The following is a 23,093-nucleotide window of genomic DNA, read 5'->3' on the forward strand; positions in this document are numbered from 1 at the left end:
CCGACCGAGTGAGCCGAGGGACGGACGTCGCTCGGCTCACTCGGATTCGATGAAGCGAACCCTGGACGCGGAACCGGTCGAGGATGCCTCGCGCAGCGCCGTCTTCGCGGCATTCATTGCGACGGAGCCGCCATAGCCGCGGCGCGACAGCTGCCCGACCAGTCGCCGCAGCGCGGCATCCGGATCGAGCCTGGTCATGCTGCGTGCCTTGCCTCTGGCGTACTCGAGCGCACGCTCCGCATCGTCGTTGGGCAACTCGGCGAGAGCCTCGTCGACGATGTCGCGCGGGATGCCCCGCTGCGCGAGCGCTCGGGAGAGCGCAACGCGACCCTGCCCCTTGCGCTCGACCCCGGATATGACGAGATGACCCGCAAGCGTGCGATCGTCGAGATACTTGCGACGCTCGAAGTCGTCGATCACCTGATCGATCTGGTCGCCGGGGAGTCCTGCGGTCCGCAGGACGGTCCGCGCCTCCGACACCGACATCGCATGGCCGCGGAGCTTGCGCACAAGCGCGTCCTCCGCCGCGGAGCGAAGCTGATCGGGATCGATCGCGCCCTCATCATCCTCGTCAGCGGGATCCACTCCCTGTGCGGGGCGAAGCGCGCGCAGGCGCGGGGCCTTGCCCGGTTCGTCCTCGCCCGGCGCTCCCGCATGCGCGCCATACGCGGGGTGCCGCGTGCCCGGGTCGGCGGGGCGCTCCGCCCCGCCTTCATCCCAGGTGGAACGCCAGAGCCCGTCCTCGCCGGTGCGCCGAGGCACGACGTCGGTCTCTCCCGTTTGTGCCGGAGCGGTGCCGAACAGTGGGATCACGGGGGCGAGACGATCGTCGTCGCGCTCACCCCCGCTCGTGTCCGTCATGATCAGGCCGGACGGCGCTGTGCCAGCTCGTCGGCCACGGGTTCGGCCGGAGCAGCAGCCCCGCCGATGCCGAGCTTCTGCTTGATCTGCGTCTCGATCGCCAGAGCAATGTCGTCGTTCTTGATCAGGAAGTTGCGGGCGTTCTCCTTGCCCTGGCCGAGCTGGTCCCCGTCGTAGGTGTACCAGGAGCCGGACTTCTTGACGATGCCGTGCTCGACACCGAAATCGATCAGGCTGCCCTCGCGCGAGATGCCGACGCCGTAGAGGATGTCGAATTCGGCCTGCTTGAACGGCGGCGCCATCTTGTTCTTGACGACCTTGACGCGGGTGCGGTTACCGACCGCGTCGGTGCCGTCCTTCAGGGTCTCGATGCGACGGATGTCGAGACGCACCGACGCGTAGAACTTCAGCGCCTTACCACCGGCAGTGGTCTCGGGCGAGCCGAAGAACACGCCGATCTTCTCGCGCAGCTGGTTGATGAAGATCGCAGTGGTCTTGGTCTGGTTGAGCCCACCGGTCAGCTTGCGGAGCGCCTGCGACATCAGGCGAGCCTGCAGACCGACGTGCGAGTCGCCCATCTCACCCTCGATCTCGGCGCGCGGCACCAGGGCCGCGACGGAGTCGATGACGACAAGGTCGATCGCGCCGGAGCGGATCAGCATGTCGGCGATCTCGAGCGCCTGCTCACCGGTGTCGGGCTGCGAGACCAGCAGCTGGTCGATGTCGACGCCGAGCTTCTTCGCGTACTCGGGGTCGAGCGCGTGCTCCGCGTCGATGAACGCGGCGATCCCGCCGGCGCGCTGCGCGTTGGCGATCGCGTGCAGGGTGAGCGTGGTCTTACCCGAGGACTCGGGACCGTAGATCTCGATGATGCGGCCGCGCGGCAGTCCCCCGATACCGAGGGCGACGTCCAGCGCGATCGATCCGGTGGGGATGACCTCGACCGGCGCACGCTCGTCGCTGCCCAGTCGCATGACCGAGCCCTTTCCGAACTGGCGGTCGATCTGGGAGAGGGCGGATTCAAGGGCCTTCTCGCGGTCTGCGGGTGAGGGCATGACGTGCTCCTTCGTACTCGAGTTCTGCCGCCTGTAGGCTGTCGCGTCCGACCCCGGCGGGGCTGGATCTGAGACAAGGCGTATGGCTCAGGCCATGTCTTTCACCGTAGGAGGGGCCACCGACATCGAGTCGGCGATACCCCCTCCTGTGGGAAGATTCCGGCCGGAATCCATCTGTGCAGAACGATACGCGCCTATCGAACACTTCTTCGATGACACGCCGCCCGGGTATCGATCAGAAGTGCGGATCGAATCGTCAGTGCTGTCGAGGCTCGAGGCGACCCACGCCGTAACGACGGATCGCCGGCACATCGGCCTCTTCGCACAGCGCCAGCCAGATCTCACGCGGTGACACGCCGTCGTCCAGCGCCTCTATGGCGGTGCGACCGATGCTGCTCAGGACCAGGTCCTGGGTCAGCGCCGTGGCGCGCGCGCCGAACTCGTCGTCGACGGCGCGCAGGAACTCACTGCGTCGCATCCGCGATCAGCGCAGCGAGAGCTCGGGCTCGACCGATGCGACCAGATCGTCGGGAACCACGTCGGGGAAGACCTGCATGCCCTCCAGCACCGAGATGCGGTCGCCGACCTCGCGCATGATCGTCGAGATGGGGACGTCGAGGGCTTCGGCGACCGATGCGAGGATCTCGCTGGACGCCTCCTTCTGCCCGCGCTCCACCTCACTGAGGTAACCGAGAGCGACGGATGCCTTGCCCGCGACCTGCCGGAGGGTACGCCCCTTCTGCAGGCGGAAGTCCCTCAGCACATCGCCGATCTCCTGTCGTACAAGGATCATCGGAACCTCCCCTCCATCGTCTCCGCCGGCTGTTGCGCCGAACGGATCGCCAGTCTAACCCCACCTGGCGTCTTCAAATCTACTGTTTCTCTCTGTGGTTCAGTTGTGAGCGTTCGCTCCGTCATCAGCACATCAGGGAGAACCGGCGCCGCGCCGTCGCTATTCCCGAACCAGTTCGAGTGCCGCCGCGATCGCTGCGTCCACGCTGCTGCGGCGCACCTGCGCCCGGTCGCCGTCGAACACGAACGACCGCACGGACTGCGCGAGCGGGGTCACGACGCCGATGTGCACGGTGCCGACCCGCTGCCCGTCCGGGGAATCTGGACCGGCGATGCCCGTGGTGCTGATGCCCACGTCGGCGGGACGCCCGGCGACCTGCACGGCAGCCCGTACGCCGGCGGCCATCTGCGCGGCGACCTCCGGATGCACCGGCCCGTGCGTGTCGAGCAGCGCCTGATCCACGCCCAGAATGCTGCTCTTCACCGGGGTCGCGTACGCCACGACCGCACCCAGCAGCGCATTGGACGCACCGGGCACCGACACCAGTTCCGCCGACACCGCTCCCCCGGTCAGCGACTCCGCGACGCCGAGGGTCCAGCCACGACGCCGCAGGGCGGCGATCAGGTCGGCAGCGTCGCTCATCGGCGCGCCGTGCGGGATCCGCGCACCTGCGCGACAATGTAGTCGACGCCGCTCGCGACAGTGAGCACCAGAGCGGTGATCATCAGCGTCTGCGTGACGATGATCCAAGCCGGCATCCCGACCAGCACGTGCAGCGGCAGCAGCGCCCAGCTCAGCGCGACACCCTGCACGACGGTCTTGATCTTGCCCATCCACGCGGCCGCGACGACGTGCTCGCTCCTGATCATGAGCCGGTGCACGGTGATGCCCCACTCGCGGATCAGGATGATGATCACGATCGCCCACGGTACCTCGGCAAGGATCGCCAGCCCGATGAACCCTGCGCCGGTGAGGAGCTTGTCGGCAATCGGATCCCAGAGCTTGCCGAAGTCGCTGACGATGTCGTACTTGCGGGCCAGGAAGCCGTCGACCCAGTCGGTCGAGATCGCGATCACGAACAGGATCGCGGCGACCCAGCGCAGCACAGGCTGAGTCTCGCCGTAGGTGCCGCCCATGAGCAGCAGCACGAAGAACACCACCGCGAGCGGGATGCGGGCGATCGTGATCGCGTTGGGGAGCTGCCTGGGAATCGCCACGAACCGATCCTATCGATCAGTCGCGCCCGGTCAGCCCCCAGGCGTCCTCGTCGCCCTCGCTCTCGACGACGGGCAAGCCGTCGTACTGCGCCTCGATGGGGTCGGTCGGGTACGGGTCTCCGGCATCCGGAGCCGGAGGTGCGGCGTGCGCAGCGGACGCCGCGGGCGCTGCGGCCGGCGCGGGCGCGCCGCGCAGCCGGGCGATCACCTCGGGCAGCTGCTCTCCTGTGACCAGGACGTCGCGAGCCTTCGAGCCCTCGGAAGGGCCGACGATCTCACGCGACTCCAGCAGGTCCATCAGGCGGCCGGCCTTCGCGAACCCGACGCGCAGCTTGCGCTGGAGCATGGAGGTGGAGCCGAACTGGGAGGTGACGATGAGCTCGGCGGCGGCCAGCAGCAGCTCGAGGTCGTCGCCGATGTCCTCGTCGACCTCCTTCTTCGCTGCAGCCGCGGCTTCCTGCACGTCGGGACGGTACTCGGGGCGGGCCTGGCCGGTGACATGCTTGACGACCGCGTCGATCTCGCTCTCCTGCACCCAGGCGCCCTGCAGCCGGAACGGCTTGGACGAGCCCATCGGCGAGAACAGGGCGTCGCCCTGGCCGATCAGCTTGTCGGCGCCCGGGCTGTCGAGGATGACCCGGCTGTCGGTGACGCTGGTCACGGCGAACGCCAGACGCGATGGCACGTTGGCCTTGATCAGACCGGTCACGACGTCGACGCTGGGTCGCTGCGTGGCCAGCACCAGGTGGATGCCGGAGGCGCGGGCGAGCTGGGTGATGCGGACGATCGAGTCCTCGACGTCGCGCGGGGCGACCATCATCAGGTCGGCGAGCTCGTCGACCACGACCAGCAGGTACGGGTACGGCTTGAGCACGCGCTCACTGCCGGCGGGGACCTCGACCTCGCCGGCGCGCACGGCGCGGTTGAAATCGTCGATGTGACGGAATCCGAACGACGCGAGGTCGTCGTACCGCATGTCCATCTCCTTCACGACCCACTGCAGCGCCTCCGCAGCCTTCTTCGGGTTCGTGATGATGGGCGTGATCAGGTGCGGGACCCCGGTGTAGCTGGTGAGCTCCACACGCTTCGGGTCGATGAGCACCATGCGCACGTCGGCAGGACGCGCCCGCATCAGCAGGCTGGTGATCATCGAGTTCACGAAGCTGGACTTACCGGAGCCGGTGGAACCGGCCACCAGCAGGTGCGGCATCTTCGCGAGGTTGGCGACGACGAAGTTGCCCCCGACGTCCTTGCCGACACCGATCGTCAGCGGATGAGTGCTCTTCTGAGCCGCAGGCGAGCGCAGCACATCACCGAGCGAGACCGTCTCACGGTCGGTGTTCGGGATCTCGATGCCGATCGCACTCTTGCCGGGGATCGGCGACAGGATGCGCACGTCGTTCGAAGCCACCGCGTACGCGAAGTTGTTGCTCAGCTGCAGGATCTTCTCGACCTTGACGCCGTGGCCGACCTCGACCTCGTACTGCGTGACCGTGGGGCCACGAGAGAAGCCGGTGACCTTCGCGTCGACGTTGAACTGCGTGAGCACGTTCGTGATCTGCTGCACAATGCGGTCGTTGGCCTCCGAGCGCGCCACCGAGGGCGGCCCCTCCGCGAGCACGGCCGCGGGAGGCAGCACATACGGTGCGGCGGGCGGCTGCGGACCGTTCTGGCCGGGGCCCGCGGTGCCGAAGCCGTCGAAGCCGGGCAGCTCCCCCGTCGTGCCGGAGTCGTCCAGCAGCGCGGTGGCGCTGTTCTGCTCGTCGAGCAGCTGAGTCAGGGCGCTGACGTCGGTGAGCACCTCGGTCGCGGCATCCGACGGGTCGTCGACGATGACGGCCTGATCGTAGGCGGCCTTGGCGGTCGGCTCGTCGAGCAGCTTGGTGATGGCCTTGGAGTCGACGCCGTCGTCGGGGTCCTCCTCGCGGCCGGTCTTGTTGCGCCGCCACCACGGCAGCACGCCGTCGTCCTCATCGGGCGTCTGCTCGGAGGCATCCGCCGTCTTCTCCACCTTCTCGCGGCGCTCCGCGCCGAACATCCACGCATACAGGTCGCCGAGGCGCTCGCCGATGCGGTTCGGCGGTGTCTTGGTGATGATCAGCAGACTCAGCGCGATGAGGAGTCCCAGCACGATGTACGCGAAGACCTGGCCGAGGAACAGCAGCGGCTGACCGATCATCCAGCCGAACAGTCCGCCCGCCTCGCTGAGCGCGGGCATGCCGTCGCGGGGCTGCGGCCAGACCATCTCGCCCTTGGGATTCAGGCTGCCGGAGGCGACGTGGCAGATGCCGGCGATGCTCAGGATCAGCAGGCCGAAGCCGATGCCGATCCGCCCGTTGTCGTGCACCGACGACGGATGCCGGAACAACCAGCCCGCCAGGAACAGCAGCAGCACCGGCATGAGGAAGGCGGTGCGACCGACGAGGCCGCCGACCGAATAGGCCGAGATCTGCGCGGCCACGTCGTTGCCGATAAAGAACCACTCCACCACCGCGCCCATGCAGGCGAGCAGCACCAGGAAGAACGGGAAGCCGTCGCGGCGCTGATCCTTCTCGAGAGTCTCGGGACCGAAGGCGCGGAACAGCCCGCCGACGCCGTGCGCGACGCCCATCCACATGCGCAGACCGACCGATGGCTTGTCGAGCTCGTCGGCGTACTTCTTCGGCGCGGGAGCCGCCTTCTGCGATCGGGACGACGAGGATCGCGAGGAGGACTGCCGCGGAGCGCTCTTGGGAGCGCTCGCGGACGCGCGCTCGGACTTCGTGGTGCTCCTGGCCATGTCTCTACGGTATTCCCGGGCACCGACAATACCCCGCAATGACGCGGGTGAGGCCGGGATTCGATGCGCGATCGCGACCGAATCCCGGCATCCGATCCGGGTTACGCCTCGATGACCAGCGGGACGATCATCGGGCGACGACGCAGCTTCTGGTTGACCCAGCGGCCGATCGTGCGGCGCACGACCTGCGAGAGCGCGTGCGTGTCACGCACGCCGTTGCCCGAAGCCTCCTTGAGCGCGGCGACGATCTTCGGTGCGACGTCGTCGAACACCGCGTCGTCCTCGGCGATGCCTCGCGCGTGGATCTCCGGGCCGGAGATGATGCGGCCGGTCGTGGCGTCCACGACGACGATGACCGAGACGAAGCCCTCCTCGCCGAGGATGCGGCGGTCCTTCAGGTCGGCGTCGGTGATCGCGCCGACGGTGGAGCCGTCCACGTAGACGAAGCCGAGGTCGAGCTGGCCGGCGACGCGGGCGACGCCGTCCTTGAGGTCGATCACGGTGCCGTTCGAGGCGATGATCGTGCGCTCCTCGGCGATGCCGGTGTCCTGCGCGAGCTTCGCGTTCGCCATCAGGTGACGGTACTCGCCGTGCACGGGAAGCACGTTGCGGGGCTTCAGGATGTTGTAGCAGTACAGCAGCTCGCCGGCGGCGGCGTGCCCCGAGACGTGTACCCGTGCGTTGGCCTTGTGCACGACGTTCGCACCGAGCTTGGTCAGGCCGTCGATCACGCGGTAGACGGCGTTCTCGTTGCCCGGGATCAGGCTGGAGGCCAGGATCACCGTGTCTCCGGGACCGGGCTCGATCGCGTGGTCGAGGTTGGCCATGCGGCTCAGCACCGCCATCGGCTCGCCCTGCGATCCGGTCGACATGTAGACGATCTTGTCGTCGGGCAGGTCGCGCGCCTTCTTGTAGTCGATGAGCACGTTGTCGGGCACCTGCAGGTAGCCCAGCTGCTCGGCGATCGTCATGTTGCGCACCATGCTGCGCCCGAGGAAGGCGACCCGGCGCCCGTGGGCGTGCGCGGCGTCGATGACCTGCTGCACGCGGTGCACGTGGCTCGAGAAGCTCGCCACGATCACGCGACGCGGCGCCTTGCCGATGACCTGGTCGAGCACCGGGCCGATCGAGCGCTCGGTGGGAGTGAATCCGGGCACGTCCGCGTTGGTCGAGTCGACCAGGAACAGGTCGACGCCCTCCTCGCCCAGACGCGCGAACGCGCGCAGGTCGGTGATCCGGCCGTCCAGCGGCAACTGATCCATCTTGAAGTCGCCGGTGGCCAGCACCATGCCGGCCTCCGTGCGGATCGCGACGGCGAGCGCATCCGGGATGGAGTGGTTCACCGCGACGAACTCGAGGTCGAACGGGCCGACCTGCTCGCGGTCGCCCTCCTTCACCGTCAGGGTGAAGGCCTTGATGCGGTGCTCCTTGAGCTTCGCCTCGACCAGTGCGAGCGTGAGGCCCGAGCCGATCAGCGGGATGTCCTGCTTCAGGCGCAGCAGGTAGGGGACGGCGCCGATGTGGTCCTCGTGGCCGTGCGTCAGCACGACCCCGACGATGTCGTCGAGGCGATCCTTGATGGGCTCGAAGTCGGGCAGGATCAGGTCGACGCCGGGCTGGTGCTCCTCAGGGAACAGCACGCCGCAGTCGACGATGAGGATCTTGCCGTCGATCTCGAAGATCGTCATGTTGCGGCCGACCTCACCGAGGCCGCCCAGCGGGGTCACCCGCAGAGTGGCGTCGGCGATCGGTTCCGGGTCGGCGATGGGGATGGACATGGGTGCCTCCTAGGCGGGGCGCGCTGCGCGCCCGGTGATCTGCTCCCTGTGCCCGTCGACGGGCCGCCGACGAACGACCGTCATCTGGTCGTGCCGTGCACCTTGGGGAGTGCGCCGCCTGCGGCGGCATTGCGGTCGGGGCGGAAGTCGGAGAAGTCCGCACCCGGGATGTCCTTGACGAGCGCGAGCTCGTCCTCGATGGCGGCCGCCTCCCACTCCTCCGGCCCGACGAGGGGCAGGCGGACGCGGGGGCTGTCGATGCGGCCGAGGCCGTGCAGGATGTACTTCGCCGAGACGGTGCCCGGAACGTGGGTCATCGCGGCGCGCACCAGCGGCTCGAGTCGCTTGTGCTCGGCGGTGGCCGTCGCCAGATCACCGCGGTTCACCGCGTCGACGATGGTGCGGTACGGCGCGGAGGTGATGTTGGCGGTGACGCCGATCATGCCGGTGGCGCCGATGGCGAGGTGCGGCAGCACGTTCGAGTCATCGCCGGAGAAGTACATCAGGTCGGTCTGGTTGAGCACCCGACTGACCTCGGAGAAGTCTCCCTTGGCGTCCTTGACGGCGAGGATGTTCGGGTGCTTGGCGAGCCGCAGGATGGTCTCGTACTTGATCGGCACGCCGGTGCGGCCGGGGATGTCGTACAGGATGACCGGCAGGTCGGTCGCGTCGGCGACCAGCCGGAAGTGGGTGAGGATGCCGGACTGGGTCGGCTTGTTGTAGTACGGCGTGACGATCATGATGCCGTCGGCGCCGGCCTTCTCGCTGGCCTTGTACAGCTCGATGGCGTGCGCGGTCTCGTTCGACCCGCCGCCGGTGATGATCTTGGCGCGTCCTGCGGCGACGTCCTTGCCGACCTCGACCAGGCGGAGCTTCTCCGCGTCGGTCAGGGTCGAGGTCTCGCCGGTGGTGCCGGTGACGACGATGCCGTCGGCGCCGTCGGAGATCACACGGTCCATGTGCTTCTCGACGGAGGGCCAGTCGACCTCGCCGTCGGCCGTCATCGGAGTGATGAGGGCGACGAGCACCTGTCCGAAGGGGTTGCCCGTGTGCGTCATGCTTCCCAGCGTATAGGTTCGGGATGCCGCATTGCGCGCCGGATGCGTCAGACGCGGCCTCGACGCGCGGCACCCGCGGTCAGCGAGCGCGGCAGGATGCCGGTGAGCGCGACCGCTGTCTTGTAGCGCAGGGACGGGATGGAGACTGCCTTGCCTCGCGCCGCATCGCGCAGTCCTTCGCGCACGACGTCCTCGGCATCCAGCCATCCGATGCCGGGCACACCCTCCTCCCCCATGGCGAGACCCATCCGCTCGTGGAAGGTCGTGTGCGTGAATCCGGGGCACACGGCCGTGAAGCTGACCCGGTCCCTGGCGTACTCGGCGTTCGCCCAGCGGCTGAACGCGATCAGCCATCCCTTGCAGGCCGAGTAGGTAGATCGGGAGATGAACCCGGCCACGGACGCCACGTTGATGATGCGACCGCCGCGGCCGCGCATCGTCTGCAGTGCGGCGTGCATCAGCCGCATGGGCGCCTCGACGTGCACGCGCAGGTGACGCACCTCGGCGTCGACGTCGTTGTCGGCGAACTGCAGCGGCAGTCCGAAACCGGCGTTGTTCACGAGCAGATCGACCGGATCGTCCGCGTCACGCAGACGGGCGGCCACGATGTCGACGTCGGCCTCGACCGACAGATCGGCCGCGATCACGTCGGCGGAGACGCCGTACGCACTGCGCAGCTCGGCGGCGAGCGCCTCGAGCGCGTCCACCCCACGGGCGACGAGGATCAGATCGGCACCGCGCGCCGCGAGCTGACGCGCGAACTCCGCGCCGAGTCCGGCGCTCGCACCGGTGATGAGGGCGGTGGGCATCAGCGTTCGTAACGCAGGAACCGATAGCGGATGCCGGTGCGAGAGGTCTGCCACTCCCCTTCGGAGACCAGGCGCCAGCCGGCCTTCGATGGAGCGTAGGCGTCGCCGGCGACCTCGAGATCGAGCTCGGTGACCTCCAGCCGGTCGGCGTCGGCGACGACCTGGGTGAAGATCTCGGCACCGCCGATCACCCAGACCTCGTCGAGGCCGCGCGCGGCATCCTGCACGCTCGCGGCGCGGCGCGCCCCATCGGCCGTCCAGTCCTGCTGCCGGGTGATGACGATGTTCTCGCGTCCCGGCAGCGGCCGGAACCGCTCCGGAAGGGAGTCCCAGGTCTTCCGCCCCATGATCACGGGGGCACCGAGGGTGATCTCCTTGAAATGCGCCATGTCCTCCGGCACGTGCCAGGGCATGCCGCCGGAGGCACCGATCACGCCACCGTGCGCCTCGGCCCAGATGAGCCCCACCCAGGTCATACCGCCACCGCAGCCTTGATCGAGGGGTGGTGCTGGTAGCCCTCCACGACGAGGTCGTCGTAGGTGTAGTCGAGGATCGTCTCGGGTTTCCTCGCGAAGCTCAGCGTCGGGTACGGGTACGGCGCGCGCGTGAGCTGTTCGCGCACCTGCTCGACGTGATTGTCATAGATGTGGCAGTCGCCGCCGGTCCAGACGAAGTCGCCCGGCTCGAGTCCGGTCTGCTGAGCGACCATCATCGTCAGCAGTGCGTACGAGGCGATGTTGAACGGGACGCCGAGGAACAGATCGGCGCTGCGCTGGTAGAGCTGGCAGGACAGCTTGCCGTCGGCCACGTAGAACTGGAACATCGCGTGGCACGGGGCGAGCGCCATGTCGGGGATGTCGGCCGGGTTCCAGGCCGAGACGATGAGCCGGCGGGAGTCGGGCGTCGCCCTGATCTGCTCGATCACCTGGGCGAGCTGGTCGATGTGCCCGCCGTCGGGGGTGGGCCAGGAGCGCCACTGCACGCCGTAGACGGGGCCGAGGTCACCCTCGGCGTCGGCCCACTCGTCCCAGATGGTGACACCGTTCTCCTGCAGCCAGCGCACGTTCGAGTCGCCGCGCAGGAACCACAGCAGCTCGTAGGCGATCGACTTGAAGTGCACGCGCTTGGTCGTGATGAGGGGGAAGCCCTGAGCGAGATCGAACCGGATCTGGCGGCCGAACACGCTGGTCGTGCCGGTGCCCGTGCGGTCGTCCTTGTGGGTTCCGTTCGCGAGGACGTCGCGGAGCAGATCTTCGTACGGCGTGGGAACGGTCATGACAGACACGATACCGGCGGGGCGCGGGGGCGGGCCCGTCATCGTGGGACACATCCGGCCCTCTCCCCCACGGCCCGCCGTACTCTCTGATCATGGATCCGATCGCCGCACTCGCCGTCGCAGGTGTGCTGCTCGTCGGCACCCTCGTGGCCGGATTCGTCTGGCATGCCAGGGACGGCCGCCGGCGCGCCGGCCGCAGCGAGACTGTGGATGCCGCCGATGTCGGCAGCCTGGGCCCGCTTGCCACCCTCGTCCAGTTCAGCACCGAGATGTGCGCACGCTGCCCTCAGGTGCGCCGGATGCTGGGGCAGGTGGCGGACGGGCACGAAGGCGTGCTGCACGCTGACGTCGACCTCACCCACCGCACCGACCTGGCGTCCAAGTACCGGGTGCTGCAGACACCGACCACGTTCCTGGTCGACCGCGCCGGCATCGTGCGGGCACGGTTCAACGGCGTCCCCCGACGCGCAGACGTCGAAGAGGCGCTGGGCGCGCTGCCCGCACTGCAGGAGGCACGATGAGCACCCCGACCGGCATCGACCCGCGCGGGCCGCGGTTCGCGGCATCAATCACGTCTGTACTGCTGCTGATCGCGGTGCTGCTGGGACTTGTCGGATTGTCGACGGTGCAGCTCTCCCTCTCGGCGGAGCCGGCTTCCTTCCGCTGGCTCTCGATCTGGCCCGGCGGCGGCGCCGTCAGCTTCGGGTATGTCGCCGGCCAGACGCCCTGGCTGATCTCCTTCGCCTCCCCGCTGCAGCGGATGCTGGACCCTGCGTTCGTCCTGCTGTTCGTGATCGCGCTGTTGTTCCTCTGGGGCGTGCTCTCGCCGCGGACCCAGCCGTGGAGCGTGCTGTTCCGCACGCTCGTGCGTCCGCGCCTGGCTCCGCCGACGGAACTGGAGGATCCCCGCCCGCCGCGCTTCGCGCAGGGCGTCGGTCTGTTCGTGGTCGGTCTCGGTCTCCTGCTCCATCTGCTGGGCGTGCCGTGGGCACTGCCGATCGCGGCCGCCGCCGCGTTCATCGCCGCGTTCCTGAACGCTGTGTTCGGCTTCTGCCTGGGCTGCCAGCTCTACCTGTTGCTGCGACGGGCCGGCATCCTGCGCGGCGCGACCGCCTGACCCGCCCACGGCGGGCCTGCGCTGGGTAGGCTGGCACGATCGACCCCCGACAACAGGAGGAACCATGCCCGTCACCAGTGAAGCCGCCAGCACCTGGACCGGATCCCTGATCGAGGGGTCGGGCACCGTCGCCTTCTCCTCGTCGAACCTCGGCACCTTCCCGATCGACTGGAAGGCCCGCAGCGAGGGGTCGGACACGACCACCACTCCCGAGGAGCTCATCGCCGCCGCCCATGCCTCGTGCTTCAGCATGGCGCTCTCGAACGCGCTCGCCGAGAACGGCACCCCGCCCGAGCGCGTGAACACGACGGCGTCGGTCACCTTCAAGCCCGGCACCGGCATCACCGGCAGCCACCTGAACGTGAACGCGACCGTCCCGGGACTCACTCCCGAGCAGTTCCAGCAGTTCGCCGAGGGCGCCAAAGCCGGATGCCCGGTCTCGCAGGCACTCGCCGGCATCGAGATCACCCTCGAGGCCGCGCTCGCCTGAGCCGACCGACGCCGACGTCTTCGTCCTCGACGCGGGCGTCGGCGTTTCTGTGCGCGGGCAGCACCGCCCGACGTGCTCAGCTTCGGGTCACGCGCCCGACACGCCGACGAGAACCGGCGACACACCGCCGCGCACATCGCGGTATCCGCAGTTGAGTACGCCGCACCTGCTCGGCTCCGGCGCCAGCCGTATCCGACACGGCGGATCACACACCGAAACACGCCGCGGAGAACGGCAACGCGCCACCGAGCGGTGCTTCAGCTCCGAAGCTGGGCACGCAGCCCGATGTCAGGCAGCGGCCTTCGCGATCCGGATCGCCTCGCGGATGCTGGCCCTGGCGTCCTTGCGGCGCCCCGCGGCATCCTGCACCACGCCGAGCCGGTATCGCGCGCGCCAGTCCTGCGGCGCAGCATCCGCAGCATCCGTGTATCGGGTGACGAGAGGTTCGATGTCGTCCTTCATCAGGCGCCCGCTGGGCATGAGCTGCTCAGGCGCCTCCGGCATCCCGCCCTCGCCGTCGAGCAGCCGGCCGAGCCGATCCGCCGCCAGGCCGAAGGCCAGCTCGCGGTACATCGCCCAGGCGCCGATCGGCGCGATCACGATCAGCGCGATGCCCATCGCGATCCCCGCACCCGTGCCGCTGCGCAGGAACAGCACCGCGAGCCAGACGACGATCACGATGTACAGCAGCAGCGCGGCGGACATGACGGCGACGCCGATGCGAGAGGTCATGCCTCAATCCTAGGAGCGTGCGAGTGTCCGCTCGTTCGCGCCGACAGCGCCTGAAAGCGACAGACAGCGCCACGACAGTGCGCCGACAGCGGCCCGGTGGATGCTCGTCCCATGACGAACTCCACCTCAGAATGGGCCATCGCGGCCGACGGACTCGTGAAGGTGTTCGGTGCGAACCGCGCGGTCGACGGCGTCGACCTGCGTGTGCCCGCCGGCACCGTCTACGGAGTCCTCGGCCCCAACGGCGCCGGTAAGACCACCACCATCAACATGCTCGCGACGCTGATGCGACCGGACGGCGGCAGTGCCCGCGTCTTCGGCCACGACGTCGTGCGCGAGCCCCACGTCGTCCGTCAGCTCATCGGAGTGACCGGTCAGTTCGCGTCGATCGACGAGACCCTGTCGGCGAATGAGAACCTCATGATCTTCGCGAGGCTTCTCGGGCTGACCCGCGCGGAGGCCCGCGCGAAGTCTGCGGATCTGCTCGAGCGATTCGGGCTCACCGAGGCGGCGCGCCGCCCGCTCGCCCAGTTCTCCGGCGGCATGCGCCGTCGCCTCGACCTGGCTGCGTCCCTCATCGCCCAGCCCCCGCTGATCTTCCTCGACGAGCCCACCACGGGTCTCGACCCGCGCACCCGCGGCCAGATGTGGGACACCATCCGCGAGCTCGTTCGCACGGGCTCCACGGTCATGCTGACCACGCAGTATCTCGACGAGGCCGATCAGCTGGCCGACCGCATCGCGGTGATCGACCGGGGTCGCGTCGTGGCGGAGGGCTCTCCCGACGATCTCAAGGCCTCCGTCGGAGCGTCCTCGCTGCAGCTGCGGCTCACGGCACCCGCGGATGCCGAGGACGCGCTCCGCGCGATCGAGCGGGTGCTCGGGGTGCAGGGCGTGCTCTCCCCGGAGGCTGCTCGCATCACCGCTCCCATGACCGACGCCGATCGTGTCGCTGACCTGCTCATCGTGCTCCGCGAGGCCGGCATCGGCCTCAGCGAGATGCGCGTGCAGAAGCCGACGCTCGATGAGGTCTTCCTCACCATCACCGGCCACTCCGCCGAGGACGAGAACGACGATCCTGCGGCCACGGCCGCCTCACAGAAGGAGGAGGTGCGCGCATGAGCACTCTCGCCCCCGCGGCCACCCGCATCATCCCGGCATCCGACCGGTCTCTGAAGAACCACGCGGGTCTCGGACTCGCGCTGCGCAACACCCTCACGATGGCGGGGCGCGGCCTCATCAAGATCCGGCGCACGCCGGAGCAGCTGATGGATGTCACGCTGCAGCCGATCCTGTTCACCCTGATGTTCACCTACATCTTCGGCGGCGCGATCTCGGGCGACGTGCAGTCGTACCTGCCGGTGATCATCCCCGGCATCCTCGTGCAGACCGTGATCACCACCTCGGTCGTCACCGGCGTGCAGCTCCGCGAGGACATGGACAAAGGCGTGTTCGACCGGTTCCGGTCGCTGCCGATCGCCCGCATCGCCCCGCTGTCCGGTGCGCTGCTGGCCGACACGGTCCGCTATGCGATCGCCACAGTGCTCACGTTCACCATGGGTGCGCTGATGGGCTTCCGCCCGGGCGGCGGGCTCGGATCCGTGGTCGCCGCGGGACTGCTGGTCGTCCTCTGCTCGTGGGCGGTGAGCTGGATCTTCGCGTTCTTCGGGGTGATCGCTCGCACCGCATCGAGTGTTCAGGGCATCTCGATGATCATCCTGTTCCCGCTGACGTTCCTCTCGAACGCCTTCGTCCCGGTCGACACGATGCCCGACTGGATGCAGTGGTTCGTGAACGTCAACCCCGTCTCGCATCTCGTGACGGCCGTCCGCGACCTCACCTCGACCGGTGCCTTCGGTGCTGATGCGTGGATCTCGCTGCTCGGCGCTGCCGTGATCGTCGCGATCTTCGCGCCGCTCACCGTGCGGGCGTACATGCGGAAGGCCTGATCCTTCACGCGCTCAGGGGCGTCCGCCGATGGCGGGCGCCCCTTCCGCATGCCGGGTCAGTGGCCGGCGAGCACGGCCAGGCCGCGTTCGAGCCTCTGCTCGGGCGCCAGCGCGGCGACCTCGGCGCGAGCCTGCTCCACGACATCGGTGCCGGCGATGCGCTCGGCATCCGCCAGGTGCGCGGCGAGGTCCAATGTCGGCATGTTCTGCCGGCCGCCGAGGACCTCGGACAGCGCGACCGCCTCAACACCGCGCTCGATCCGGCCCGGGCTGCGAAGCGCCCACGCCGACCAGCCCATCAGTGCGGTGCCCAGCACAGGACGATCCACCCCCTCGCGGCGCTGCCTGCAGGCGGCGATCGTCCTGGTGCGCAGCCGACGCTCCCAGACCGCCACTTCGTCGGTCGTGAGCCCCAACGAGCGCACGGCCGCCGCGAGGTAGCCAGACATCGCCATCAGGTACCACGGCGAACGCCGTGTCGCCGGTTCGGCGAACGCACGCATGGCGGCGGCGAAGTAGTCGGATGCGGAGACGAGATCGCCGTCCACCAGATCGGCTTCGGCCAGACCGTACACGCCGATGGAGGTGAGCTCCAGGCCGTCCTGGCTGAGCCCTCCCTCGTCTACGAGCCGCTGGAACAGGGGCCTGGCGTCTGCTGTTCGTCCGAGGCAGAGCAGTGCGCCGCCGCGCACCCACTCCTGCTGACTGAGCTGGTCCTGCGCGTCGTACTCCCGGAACACCTCGGCTGCGCGATCCAGCCAGACCAGCGCGTCATCGGCGTCGCCGGTCTGCGCGGCCAGCTGCGCGGCGAGGTCGGCGGCCATGCCCTCGGCCCACCGCTCGCCGATCCGCCGCGCACGCTCCCATGCGCTGCGAGCGGCGCTCATCGCCGCATCCGGTTCGCCGTCGTTCTCCGCGGCCTGCGACATCAGGATGTCGGCGGCCAGCTGCGCGCGAGGATCCGTCTCACCCGCCGTGATGTCCGCAGCGCCAGCGGTTCCACCCCGGGCCGCCGCGTCCAGTGCCTCGGCCAGCAGCCGCCACGCGGGTGCCAGGCCGTCGCCTGCCGCTTCCCTGCGCTGACGCAGCACCGCCAGACCCCGCGCGGCGCCCGAGTCACCGCTGATCATGCATCCCAGCACGCCCATCGCGAGGGCGATGACGATGAGGTCTGCGCCGATCCTGTCGCGCTCGGCCCCGGCCGCCGCGCCGATCATCCCCGGGGCGTAGCCGATGAATTCCGTGAACGAGCCACGGATGAACCAGGACTGCCCGAGCACGGCGAACAGCAGCACGGCATCGGCATCACGCTCCTCGGCGAGGAGGTGGCGCAGGACATGGACCAGATTGTCGTGCTCCCGGCTGATCGACAGGTGCTCCGACGCGGTGAGCCCGGCCGGGAACCGCCTGCTCCCCTCGCCCTGCGCAGCGGCGAACGTCGTCGCCCAGGTGATCACGGCCTCCCACGCCGCCTCCTCGCTGCCGGCGTCCTGGAGCCGCCGCTGACCGAACTCGCGCACGGTCTCGAGCATCCGGAAGCGCACCTCCGCACCCTCGGTGCTCTCGATCACGCCGAGCAGGGAGTGCGAGACCAGCATGTCGAGCACGTCGTCGGCCGGCACGCCGAGAACCGCCTCGGCAATCGAGGCGGAGAATCCGCCCGGCAGTACCGAGAGCAGGGCGAGCGCACGCTGCGCCTCCGGCGCCAGCAGGTCCCAACTCCACTCGATCACCGCCTGCAGCGTGCGATGCCGTTCCGGCGCCGACCTGTCACCGGTTGTGAGCAGCGCGAACCTGTTCTCGAGTCGCAGCTCGATCTGCTCGGGCGTCATCGTGCGCACACGTGCGGCAGCGAGCTCGATCGCCAGCGGCAGTCCGTCGAGGTGCCGGCAGAGACGCGCGACCGTCTCGAGGTCGAGTGTCGCGCCCGGACGGGCGGCACGCGCCCTCTCGATGAACAGCCGGACGGCGGGGGCCCCGGGATCGGCGTCGATCGTCAACGGTTCCAGCGGCAGCACCTGCTCGGCGGCGATCGCCAACGGCGTACGGCTCGTGGTGACGATCCTCAGCGTCTGCACGGCTGCGAGCAGCTCTGCCGCGCACTGTGCGGCGCCGTCGATGACCTGCTCGCAGTTGTCCAGCACGAGCAGTGTGCGCCGTTCGCCCAGCACCGCGATGACGCGCGCCATCAGGTCGGGGCGCGGCACCGCATCGTTCAGCCGGCGACCGGGCGTGATCTCGCTGATGCCGAGGGCTGCGGCGACGGCGATCGGGACTCCCGCGTCCTCCCGCACACCTGCGAGAGGAACGACGACCACCGCGGGCGCATCTGCGTCGAGGGCGATCGCCTGCGCCAGCCGCGTCTTGCCCAGACCCCCGGCGCCGAGGATCGTCAGCAGTCGCGTCCGCTCCAGGAGGGCCGACGCGTCGCGGAGGACCTCGTCCCTGCCGATCAGCTCATTGGGTGCGGCCTGGACTCCGATGCGCACCCGTGGCCCGACCTGATCCGAGGTCTGCAGCAGCCGCGTGTTGAGCTCCACCGCAGTCGCGGACGGCGAGGTGCCGAGCTCGTCCCTCAGCCGGGATCGCAAGTCGGCGAAGAGCGCGAGAGCCTCAGGCGTTCGGCCGGCGTGCGCCAGCGACTCCATCAGCGCAACGTGGACGCCGTCGTCGAGAGGGTGCTCCTCGGCCGCTGCGGTCAGCAGCGCGATGGCCTCGGCATCTCGACCGGCGTCCGCGTAGGCGGCGGCGAGCCCGGAGCGGATCTCGTCGAGCAGGGCGACCGCAGTGCGAACCAGCTCGCCGGCCACGGGTGCGTCGCCGAGATCGAGTCCCGGCTCGCCGCGCCACAGCGCGACCGCGGATTCGAGCAGGTCGACCCGCTGCGCATCTCGGTGCCCACGATTCGTGGCCTCCAGGGCGATTTCCCTGGCACGCTGCAGATCCGTCGCATCAGTGCGGAGCCCATAACCGCCCGGTGCACTGCGCACGAGATCCGAACCGCCGGCGGCACGAGCCCTGGAGACCAGCGTCTGCAGCGCCGCCTTCGGATTCTGCGGCTGGTCCTCGCCCCAGATGTCGTCGGCGAGGGCTGCAACCGAGCGGACCGAACCGCTGCCGGCCAGAGTGAGCGCTGCCAGCAGCGCACGCATGGCGACGCCACCCGCATCGCGACCGGCGAGCTGGACGGGGCCGAGCACGCCGACCCGGAAGGTCATGCGTTCGGGCGCAGGCCGAGGTCGATGATGTTCTCCAGACCGACGATCACGCCGCGCACGTCGCGCGCGTAGGGCAGCGCCAGACGGATGCCGGGCGCATAGGCGGCCGCGGAGTCGACGGTGTCGTGGGTGATGGTCAGCGACTCCCCCGCGCCCGACAGGATGACCTCCTGCTTGGCGATGACGCCGGGACGTCGCAGCGAGTGCACCGGCACCCCGGCGACCCTCTGGCCGCGGGCGCGCTGGTCCGCGTGGGGTGCGGAGACGGGGCCCTGACCCTCTCGGGCTTCGGCCATCAGTTCGGCGGTACGCACCGCGGTGCCGCTGGGCGAGTCGATCTTCGTGTCGCGATGCGCCTCGATGATCTCGGCCGAGGCGAAGAACGGCGCGGCCGCCGCCGCGAGAGCCGAGCCGAGTGCTGAGCCCAGCGAGAAGTTGGGGATGAAGACGACGCCGGTGTCTGCGGCATCCACCAGGGGCCGGACGAGAGCGATCCGCTCCTGCGACCATCCGGAAGTGCCGACGAGCACGTTGATGCCGCGTTCGATCGAGGCGCGGACGACCTCGACGCTGACCGAAGGGGTGGACGCATCGACGACGAGGTCGGCGCCGTCGAGTTCGGAGAGGTCGCTGGATGAGCCGAGCACCCGACTCACCTCGAAGCCGTCGAGCTCGTCGATCACCGCGCGGATGATGCCGCCGAGCTTGCCGGATCCGCCGACGAGAGCAACCTGTGTGGTCATGATTCCAGTTTAGGTATATGTCCGCGGTGGCGGCCGTGAACCTGCCGTGACCGGCGATACCGTTGCTCCATGGTGACTTTCCGCGCCGTCCCGGCCACAGACCCCGCGGCGGTCGCCGTGCTCACCGACTACTTCGCGATGCGGGCGTCCGCGTTTCCCGGCGAGTACCGCCCGGCCTTCCCGGGCCCGGATGCCTTCCGAGAGCCGGACGGCGTGTTCCTGCTCGCGCTGGACGACGGCGGCGCGGTGCTCGGATGCGGCGCTGTGCGGCGCCTCACCGACGGCGACTCCGGTCCGCGCTTCGAGATCAAACACCTGTTCGTGCAGCCCGCGGGGCGCGGCGCAGGCACCGGCCGCGCGATCCTCGAGGAGCTCGAGCGCCGAGCGGCGGGCTGGGGAGCGACCGAGTTAGTGCTCGACACCCATCACACGCTGGAGGCAGCCGGTGGCCTGTACGCGCGCAGCGGGTATGCGCAGATCGAGCCCTACAACGAGAACCCGAACGCGACGCGCTGGTACGGCAAAGCGGTCAGACCGTCGGTCCACGCCACCGTGACGTTGTTCACGACGGATGGTGGCGGGCGGAGTGCTCCGGCGGGTCTGCTCGGCGAGTATCGACCGCACGTTCGCGTGCGGGGCGGTGACGCCTACCTGGGCGTGATCTTCCTCAGCGATGCGACAACGCTGCTTCAGCCAGGCGACACAGCGAACATCGAGATGGTGCTCGCCTACGATGTGGACTACAGCGCGCTGGAGTCCGGAGCCGCGTTTGAGGTATTCGAAGGGTCACGTGTCGTCGGTGAAGGCACCGTGAACTGACATCGGTGTTCGGCGCTTCCTGTCACCTTCACGCATTGCTCACGTGTTCTAGCATCGTCCGGTGAGCAGATTCTCGGTCATCCCGGCGTCCTACGTCTTCCTGCGCAGCGACGAGGGCGTGCTCCTGCAGCTGCGCCAGAACACCGGCTACATGGACGGCATGTGGAGTGCCGGCGCGGCCGGCCACATCGAGCCCCGCGAGACCGCGACCCTTGCGGCCGCGCGGGAGGTCGCCGAGGAGCTCGGCGTCACCGTCGCCGAGCTGGACTTCATCCCGATCTGCGTGCTCCAGCGCACCGACGGCACTGACAACCCCATCGAGCAGCGCGTGGAGTGGTTCTTCACCTCTGATTCATGGACCGGGGAGCCCACGATCCAGGAGCCTGAGAAGTGCGCCGAGCTGCGCTGGTTCCCGATCGACGACCTTCCGCCGAACATGCCCCCGCACGAGCGGCACGCGCTGGACTGGCTGCGAGAGCACGCCGAGATCGGCGTCCTCGCACTCGGATTCGAGACCGATCAGACCGACGCGTAGTCGGGCAGGCCGGTGCGCAGTTCCATCGGCAGATGCCCGAGGTCGTTGTGCGTGAGCAGCGACCACGGTCGACCCTGTTTCTGAGCGATGACCGTCAACCCGCAGTGCGCCTGGTTCAGCGTCATCCAGCGCCATTCGGGGGCGCCGAGAACCTCGCGCACGAACCACGAGATCACGAAGTTGTGCGTGATCAGCACCTCGTGCACCTCTCCGTTCTTGCGCATGAGGAACTCGTTCACGGCATCCGACATCTGCGCCTTGCCTGCGTCGATCTCGGCATCCGTCACCGAGCCGAAGAACGGCTCGAACACCGCAGGCGTCTCCTCCGTCATGCCCGTGGGGACGCAGTCGAAAAGCAGCGCGGAGGGCGCGGGGTCGACCGAGGGCAGACGCGCGGCGACCGCCCGCGCGGTCTCAGCAGCACGCAGCAGCGGCGAATGCCAGACCGCATCCAGAGGCAGTCCGGACAGGCGATCCGCGATCAGCTCTGCCTGACGCTGACCTCGCGGCGAGAGGGGTCCGTCGTCGACGCCGTGCTCGGCATCCTGATGTTCACCGTGTCTGACCAGATAGATATAGTGCGTCACAACCCGCTCGCTTCATGCCCCCTCATCGGGGCACCACCAGCCTATGCCACCCCGCCGACGCCGGACTCCGTCAGCTCGCCGCTCGGGTGAGATCGGAGATCTGTGTGCGCGACAGCGTGACCCCGGCGCCCTGCATCAGTTCGTCGACCTGTTCGGGCGCGAAGGTGTTCACGATAGGCGCAGCGATCGTGCGCTGCGCGAGCAGCCAGGCGATCGACACCGCCGCGACCGGCACGCCGAGCTCCTGCGCCACCAGGTCGAGGGCCCGCAGGATCTTAATGCCGCGCCGGTTCAGATGCGAGCGCAACTGCTCGCCGCGCACCCCCGTCGCGGACTGCTTACTGCGGTGCCGGCCGGACAGGAACCCGTGCTCGAGCGCGTGGGATGGAGTGACCGCCAGGTTCTGTGCCCCGGCCACCAGGCGGAGGTCACCCTCGAAGGGCTCGCGCCGCACGAGGTTGTACGGCTCGTCGATGACATCGATCCGCGGGTAGCCGGCGGATGCCAGGATGCGGCCTTCCACCAGACGCTCGGCGGCGAACCGGAAGGCGCCCACCGCGCCGATCTTGCCGGTCTCGCGCAGCCACTCCACGGTGGCGAGGGTGTCTTCGAGGTTCGTGGTCTGGTCGAGGGTGCCATCCAGGTACAGCACATCGATGTGTTCGGTGCCGAGCCGGCCCAGCGAGGCTTCGACGGCACGGACGAGGTTGACCGAGCCGAGGCCGGGGTTGTCGGGGTGCGCACCGACGCGCGCCCCGAGAACGATGCGATCGCGCACGCCGCGCGATGACAGCCACTGCCCGACGATATGCTCGCTTCGTCCGCCGGAGTATCCGTCGGCGGTGTGCACGGCGTTGCCGCCGAACTCGAGGTACCGGTCCAGGATGGCGTGGCTGGTGTCGCGGTCGACGTTCCAGCCGAACTCGGCGGCGCCGAGCATGAGCGGGAAGGTTTTCAGTCCGGTCTCGCCCAGCTCTGTTCGGATGCTCTCACCGACGCCGGGACCTACGACGGGAATCGGAGCGGAGGGGTGCTCGTCGATCCGTTGCGGGGCGCGCTCCGCTTCGGCTGGTGTGCCGACGCTGAAAAGACGCATACTCTAAAACCCCCGCGGATCCTCTGACCCGTTCGTTTTCAGCACCCCCCGGTGCGTACTTCGAGGGTAAGCGACGTTTTCCACGGGTCCTGCTGATTTGCTGGGAACCGGCGAAAAGTTGCCGTAACGGTTTGGTCACATCAGATACGACCGAGGTCCGGCCCCGCAAGCGGGACCGGAC

24 protein-coding genes are annotated in these 23,093 nt (G+C 69.0%); 7 read left to right on the top strand and 17 right to left on the bottom strand.

What is annotated here, in order from left to right; translation table 11 throughout:
• Positions 1 to 36: 36 nt before the first annotated feature.
• From ACFVDO_RS04185 to ACFVDO_RS04240, 12 genes are all read right to left on the bottom strand, one after another.
• On the bottom strand, positions 37 to 861 hold the full coding sequence (locus tag ACFVDO_RS04185; RefSeq protein WP_378858824.1) for a regulatory protein RecX: 825 nt from the start codon (positions 859 to 861) through the stop codon (positions 37 to 39).
• 2 nt (positions 862 to 863) lie between these two features.
• Positions 864 to 1,916: a recombinase RecA gene (gene recA, locus ACFVDO_RS04190; RefSeq protein ID WP_378858823.1), complete on the bottom strand. Its 1,053-nt coding sequence runs from the start codon at positions 1,914 to 1,916 to the stop codon at positions 864 to 866.
• Positions 1,917 to 2,172: 256 nt separating this feature from the next.
• Positions 2,173 to 2,394: a DUF3046 domain-containing protein gene (locus tag ACFVDO_RS04195; protein ID WP_378858822.1), complete on the bottom strand. Its 222-nt coding sequence runs from the start codon at positions 2,392 to 2,394 to the stop codon at positions 2,173 to 2,175.
• Positions 2,395 to 2,400: 6 nt separating this feature from the next.
• Positions 2,401 to 2,709: a helix-turn-helix domain-containing protein gene (locus ACFVDO_RS04200; RefSeq protein ID WP_157311904.1), complete on the bottom strand. Its 309-nt coding sequence runs from the start codon at positions 2,707 to 2,709 to the stop codon at positions 2,401 to 2,403.
• 159 nt (positions 2,710 to 2,868) lie between these two features.
• Complete coding sequence (locus ACFVDO_RS04205) at positions 2,869 to 3,351, bottom strand: CinA family protein (RefSeq protein ID WP_378858821.1); 483 nt, start codon at positions 3,349 to 3,351, stop codon at positions 2,869 to 2,871.
• Positions 3,348 to 3,926, bottom strand: coding sequence for a CDP-diacylglycerol--glycerol-3-phosphate 3-phosphatidyltransferase (pgsA, locus tag ACFVDO_RS04210; protein ID WP_378858820.1), 579 nt, complete (start codon positions 3,924 to 3,926; stop codon positions 3,348 to 3,350). The genes ACFVDO_RS04205 and pgsA overlap by 4 nt, the downstream gene beginning before the upstream one ends.
• A gap of 16 nt (positions 3,927 to 3,942) precedes the next feature.
• Positions 3,943 to 6,705 carry a DNA translocase FtsK gene (locus ACFVDO_RS04215; RefSeq protein ID WP_378858819.1) on the bottom strand — a complete coding sequence of 921 codons (2,763 nt, stop codon included), beginning with the start codon at positions 6,703 to 6,705 and terminating at the stop codon, positions 3,943 to 3,945.
• Positions 6,706 to 6,806: 101 nt separating this feature from the next.
• Positions 6,807 to 8,483, bottom strand: coding sequence for a ribonuclease J (locus ACFVDO_RS04220; RefSeq protein ID WP_378858818.1), 1,677 nt, complete (start codon positions 8,481 to 8,483; stop codon positions 6,807 to 6,809).
• Positions 8,484 to 8,563: 80 nt separating this feature from the next.
• On the bottom strand, positions 8,564 to 9,541 hold the full coding sequence (gene dapA / locus ACFVDO_RS04225; protein WP_378858817.1) for a 4-hydroxy-tetrahydrodipicolinate synthase: 978 nt from the start codon (positions 9,539 to 9,541) through the stop codon (positions 8,564 to 8,566).
• Between the two features lie 47 nt (positions 9,542 to 9,588).
• Positions 9,589 to 10,350, bottom strand: coding sequence for an SDR family NAD(P)-dependent oxidoreductase (locus ACFVDO_RS04230; RefSeq protein ID WP_378858816.1), 762 nt, complete (start codon positions 10,348 to 10,350; stop codon positions 9,589 to 9,591).
• Positions 10,350 to 10,826, bottom strand: coding sequence for a dihydrofolate reductase (locus ACFVDO_RS04235; RefSeq protein WP_378858815.1), 477 nt, complete (start codon positions 10,824 to 10,826; stop codon positions 10,350 to 10,352). The genes ACFVDO_RS04230 and ACFVDO_RS04235 overlap by 1 nt, the downstream gene beginning before the upstream one ends.
• The gene (locus ACFVDO_RS04240) at positions 10,823 to 11,626 is read right to left on the bottom strand and encodes a thymidylate synthase (RefSeq protein ID WP_378858814.1); all 804 of its coding nucleotides are present in this window, start codon (positions 11,624 to 11,626) and stop codon (positions 10,823 to 10,825) included. Before ACFVDO_RS04240 ends, ACFVDO_RS04235 begins: the two co-directional genes overlap by 4 nt.
• Before the next feature lie 92 nt (positions 11,627 to 11,718).
• On the opposite strand from ACFVDO_RS04240, the gene ACFVDO_RS04245 reads away from it, so the two are divergent.
• The 3 genes from ACFVDO_RS04245 (at position 11,719) to ACFVDO_RS04255 (ending at position 13,233) form a co-directional block, all read left to right on the top strand.
• Positions 11,719 to 12,147, top strand: coding sequence for a thioredoxin family protein (locus ACFVDO_RS04245; RefSeq protein WP_378858813.1), 429 nt, complete (start codon positions 11,719 to 11,721; stop codon positions 12,145 to 12,147).
• Positions 12,144 to 12,743 carry a DUF4395 family protein gene (locus tag ACFVDO_RS04250; RefSeq protein WP_378858812.1) on the top strand — a complete coding sequence of 200 codons (600 nt, stop codon included), beginning with the start codon at positions 12,144 to 12,146 and terminating at the stop codon, positions 12,741 to 12,743. Before ACFVDO_RS04245 ends, ACFVDO_RS04250 begins: the two co-directional genes overlap by 4 nt.
• A 64-nt stretch (positions 12,744 to 12,807) precedes the next feature.
• Positions 12,808 to 13,233 (top strand): OsmC family peroxiredoxin, encoded by a 426-nt coding sequence (locus tag ACFVDO_RS04255; RefSeq protein ID WP_116241690.1) that lies wholly within the window; start codon positions 12,808 to 12,810, stop codon positions 13,231 to 13,233.
• Positions 13,234 to 13,521: 288 nt separating this feature from the next.
• On the opposite strand, the gene ACFVDO_RS04260 is transcribed toward ACFVDO_RS04255, so the two are convergent.
• Positions 13,522 to 13,965, bottom strand: a complete 444-nt coding sequence (locus tag ACFVDO_RS04260) for a hypothetical protein (protein ID WP_378858811.1) — start codon at positions 13,963 to 13,965, stop codon at positions 13,522 to 13,524.
• Between the two features lie 111 nt (positions 13,966 to 14,076).
• Between ACFVDO_RS04260 and ACFVDO_RS04265 the strand changes: the two genes are divergently transcribed.
• A complete protein-coding gene (locus ACFVDO_RS04265; protein WP_378858810.1) occupies positions 14,077 to 15,087 on the top strand; it encodes an ATP-binding cassette domain-containing protein in 1,011 nt (336 codons plus the stop codon).
• The gene (locus ACFVDO_RS04270) at positions 15,084 to 15,914 is read left to right on the top strand and encodes an ABC transporter permease (RefSeq protein WP_378858809.1); all 831 of its coding nucleotides are present in this window, start codon (positions 15,084 to 15,086) and stop codon (positions 15,912 to 15,914) included. Before ACFVDO_RS04265 ends, ACFVDO_RS04270 begins: the two co-directional genes overlap by 4 nt.
• A 56-nt stretch (positions 15,915 to 15,970) precedes the next feature.
• Here ACFVDO_RS04270 and ACFVDO_RS04275 read toward each other — a convergent pair whose 3' ends face one another.
• Positions 15,971 to 19,132, bottom strand: coding sequence for an ATP-binding protein (locus tag ACFVDO_RS04275; RefSeq protein WP_378858808.1), 3,162 nt, complete (start codon positions 19,130 to 19,132; stop codon positions 15,971 to 15,973).
• Positions 19,129 to 19,875 (bottom strand): 4-hydroxy-tetrahydrodipicolinate reductase, encoded by a 747-nt coding sequence (gene dapB, locus ACFVDO_RS04280; RefSeq protein WP_378858807.1) that lies wholly within the window; start codon positions 19,873 to 19,875, stop codon positions 19,129 to 19,131. Before dapB ends, ACFVDO_RS04275 begins: the two co-directional genes overlap by 4 nt.
• Before the next feature lie 69 nt (positions 19,876 to 19,944).
• Here dapB and ACFVDO_RS04285 point away from each other — a divergent pair, with 69 nt between their 5' ends.
• Positions 19,945 to 20,694 (top strand): GNAT family N-acetyltransferase, encoded by a 750-nt coding sequence (locus ACFVDO_RS04285; protein ID WP_378858806.1) that lies wholly within the window; start codon positions 19,945 to 19,947, stop codon positions 20,692 to 20,694.
• A gap of 61 nt (positions 20,695 to 20,755) precedes the next feature.
• Positions 20,756 to 21,229, top strand: a complete 474-nt coding sequence (locus tag ACFVDO_RS04290; RefSeq protein WP_378858805.1) for an NUDIX domain-containing protein — start codon at positions 20,756 to 20,758, stop codon at positions 21,227 to 21,229.
• Here ACFVDO_RS04290 and ACFVDO_RS04295 read toward each other — a convergent pair.
• On the bottom strand, positions 21,214 to 21,816 hold the full coding sequence (locus ACFVDO_RS04295; RefSeq protein WP_378858804.1) for a histidine phosphatase family protein: 603 nt from the start codon (positions 21,814 to 21,816) through the stop codon (positions 21,214 to 21,216). The two genes, ACFVDO_RS04290 and ACFVDO_RS04295, sit on opposite strands and share 16 nt — an antisense overlap.
• 70 nt (positions 21,817 to 21,886) lie before the next feature.
• Entirely contained in the window at positions 21,887 to 22,912 is a 1,026-nt protein-coding gene (locus ACFVDO_RS04300; RefSeq protein WP_378858803.1) for an aldo/keto reductase, read from the bottom strand.
• Positions 22,913 to 23,093: the final 181 nt, after the last annotated feature.

The organism is Microbacterium sp. NPDC057741, assembly GCF_042798735.1.
Taxonomy (GTDB): Bacteria; Actinomycetota; Actinomycetes; order Actinomycetales; family Microbacteriaceae; genus Microbacterium.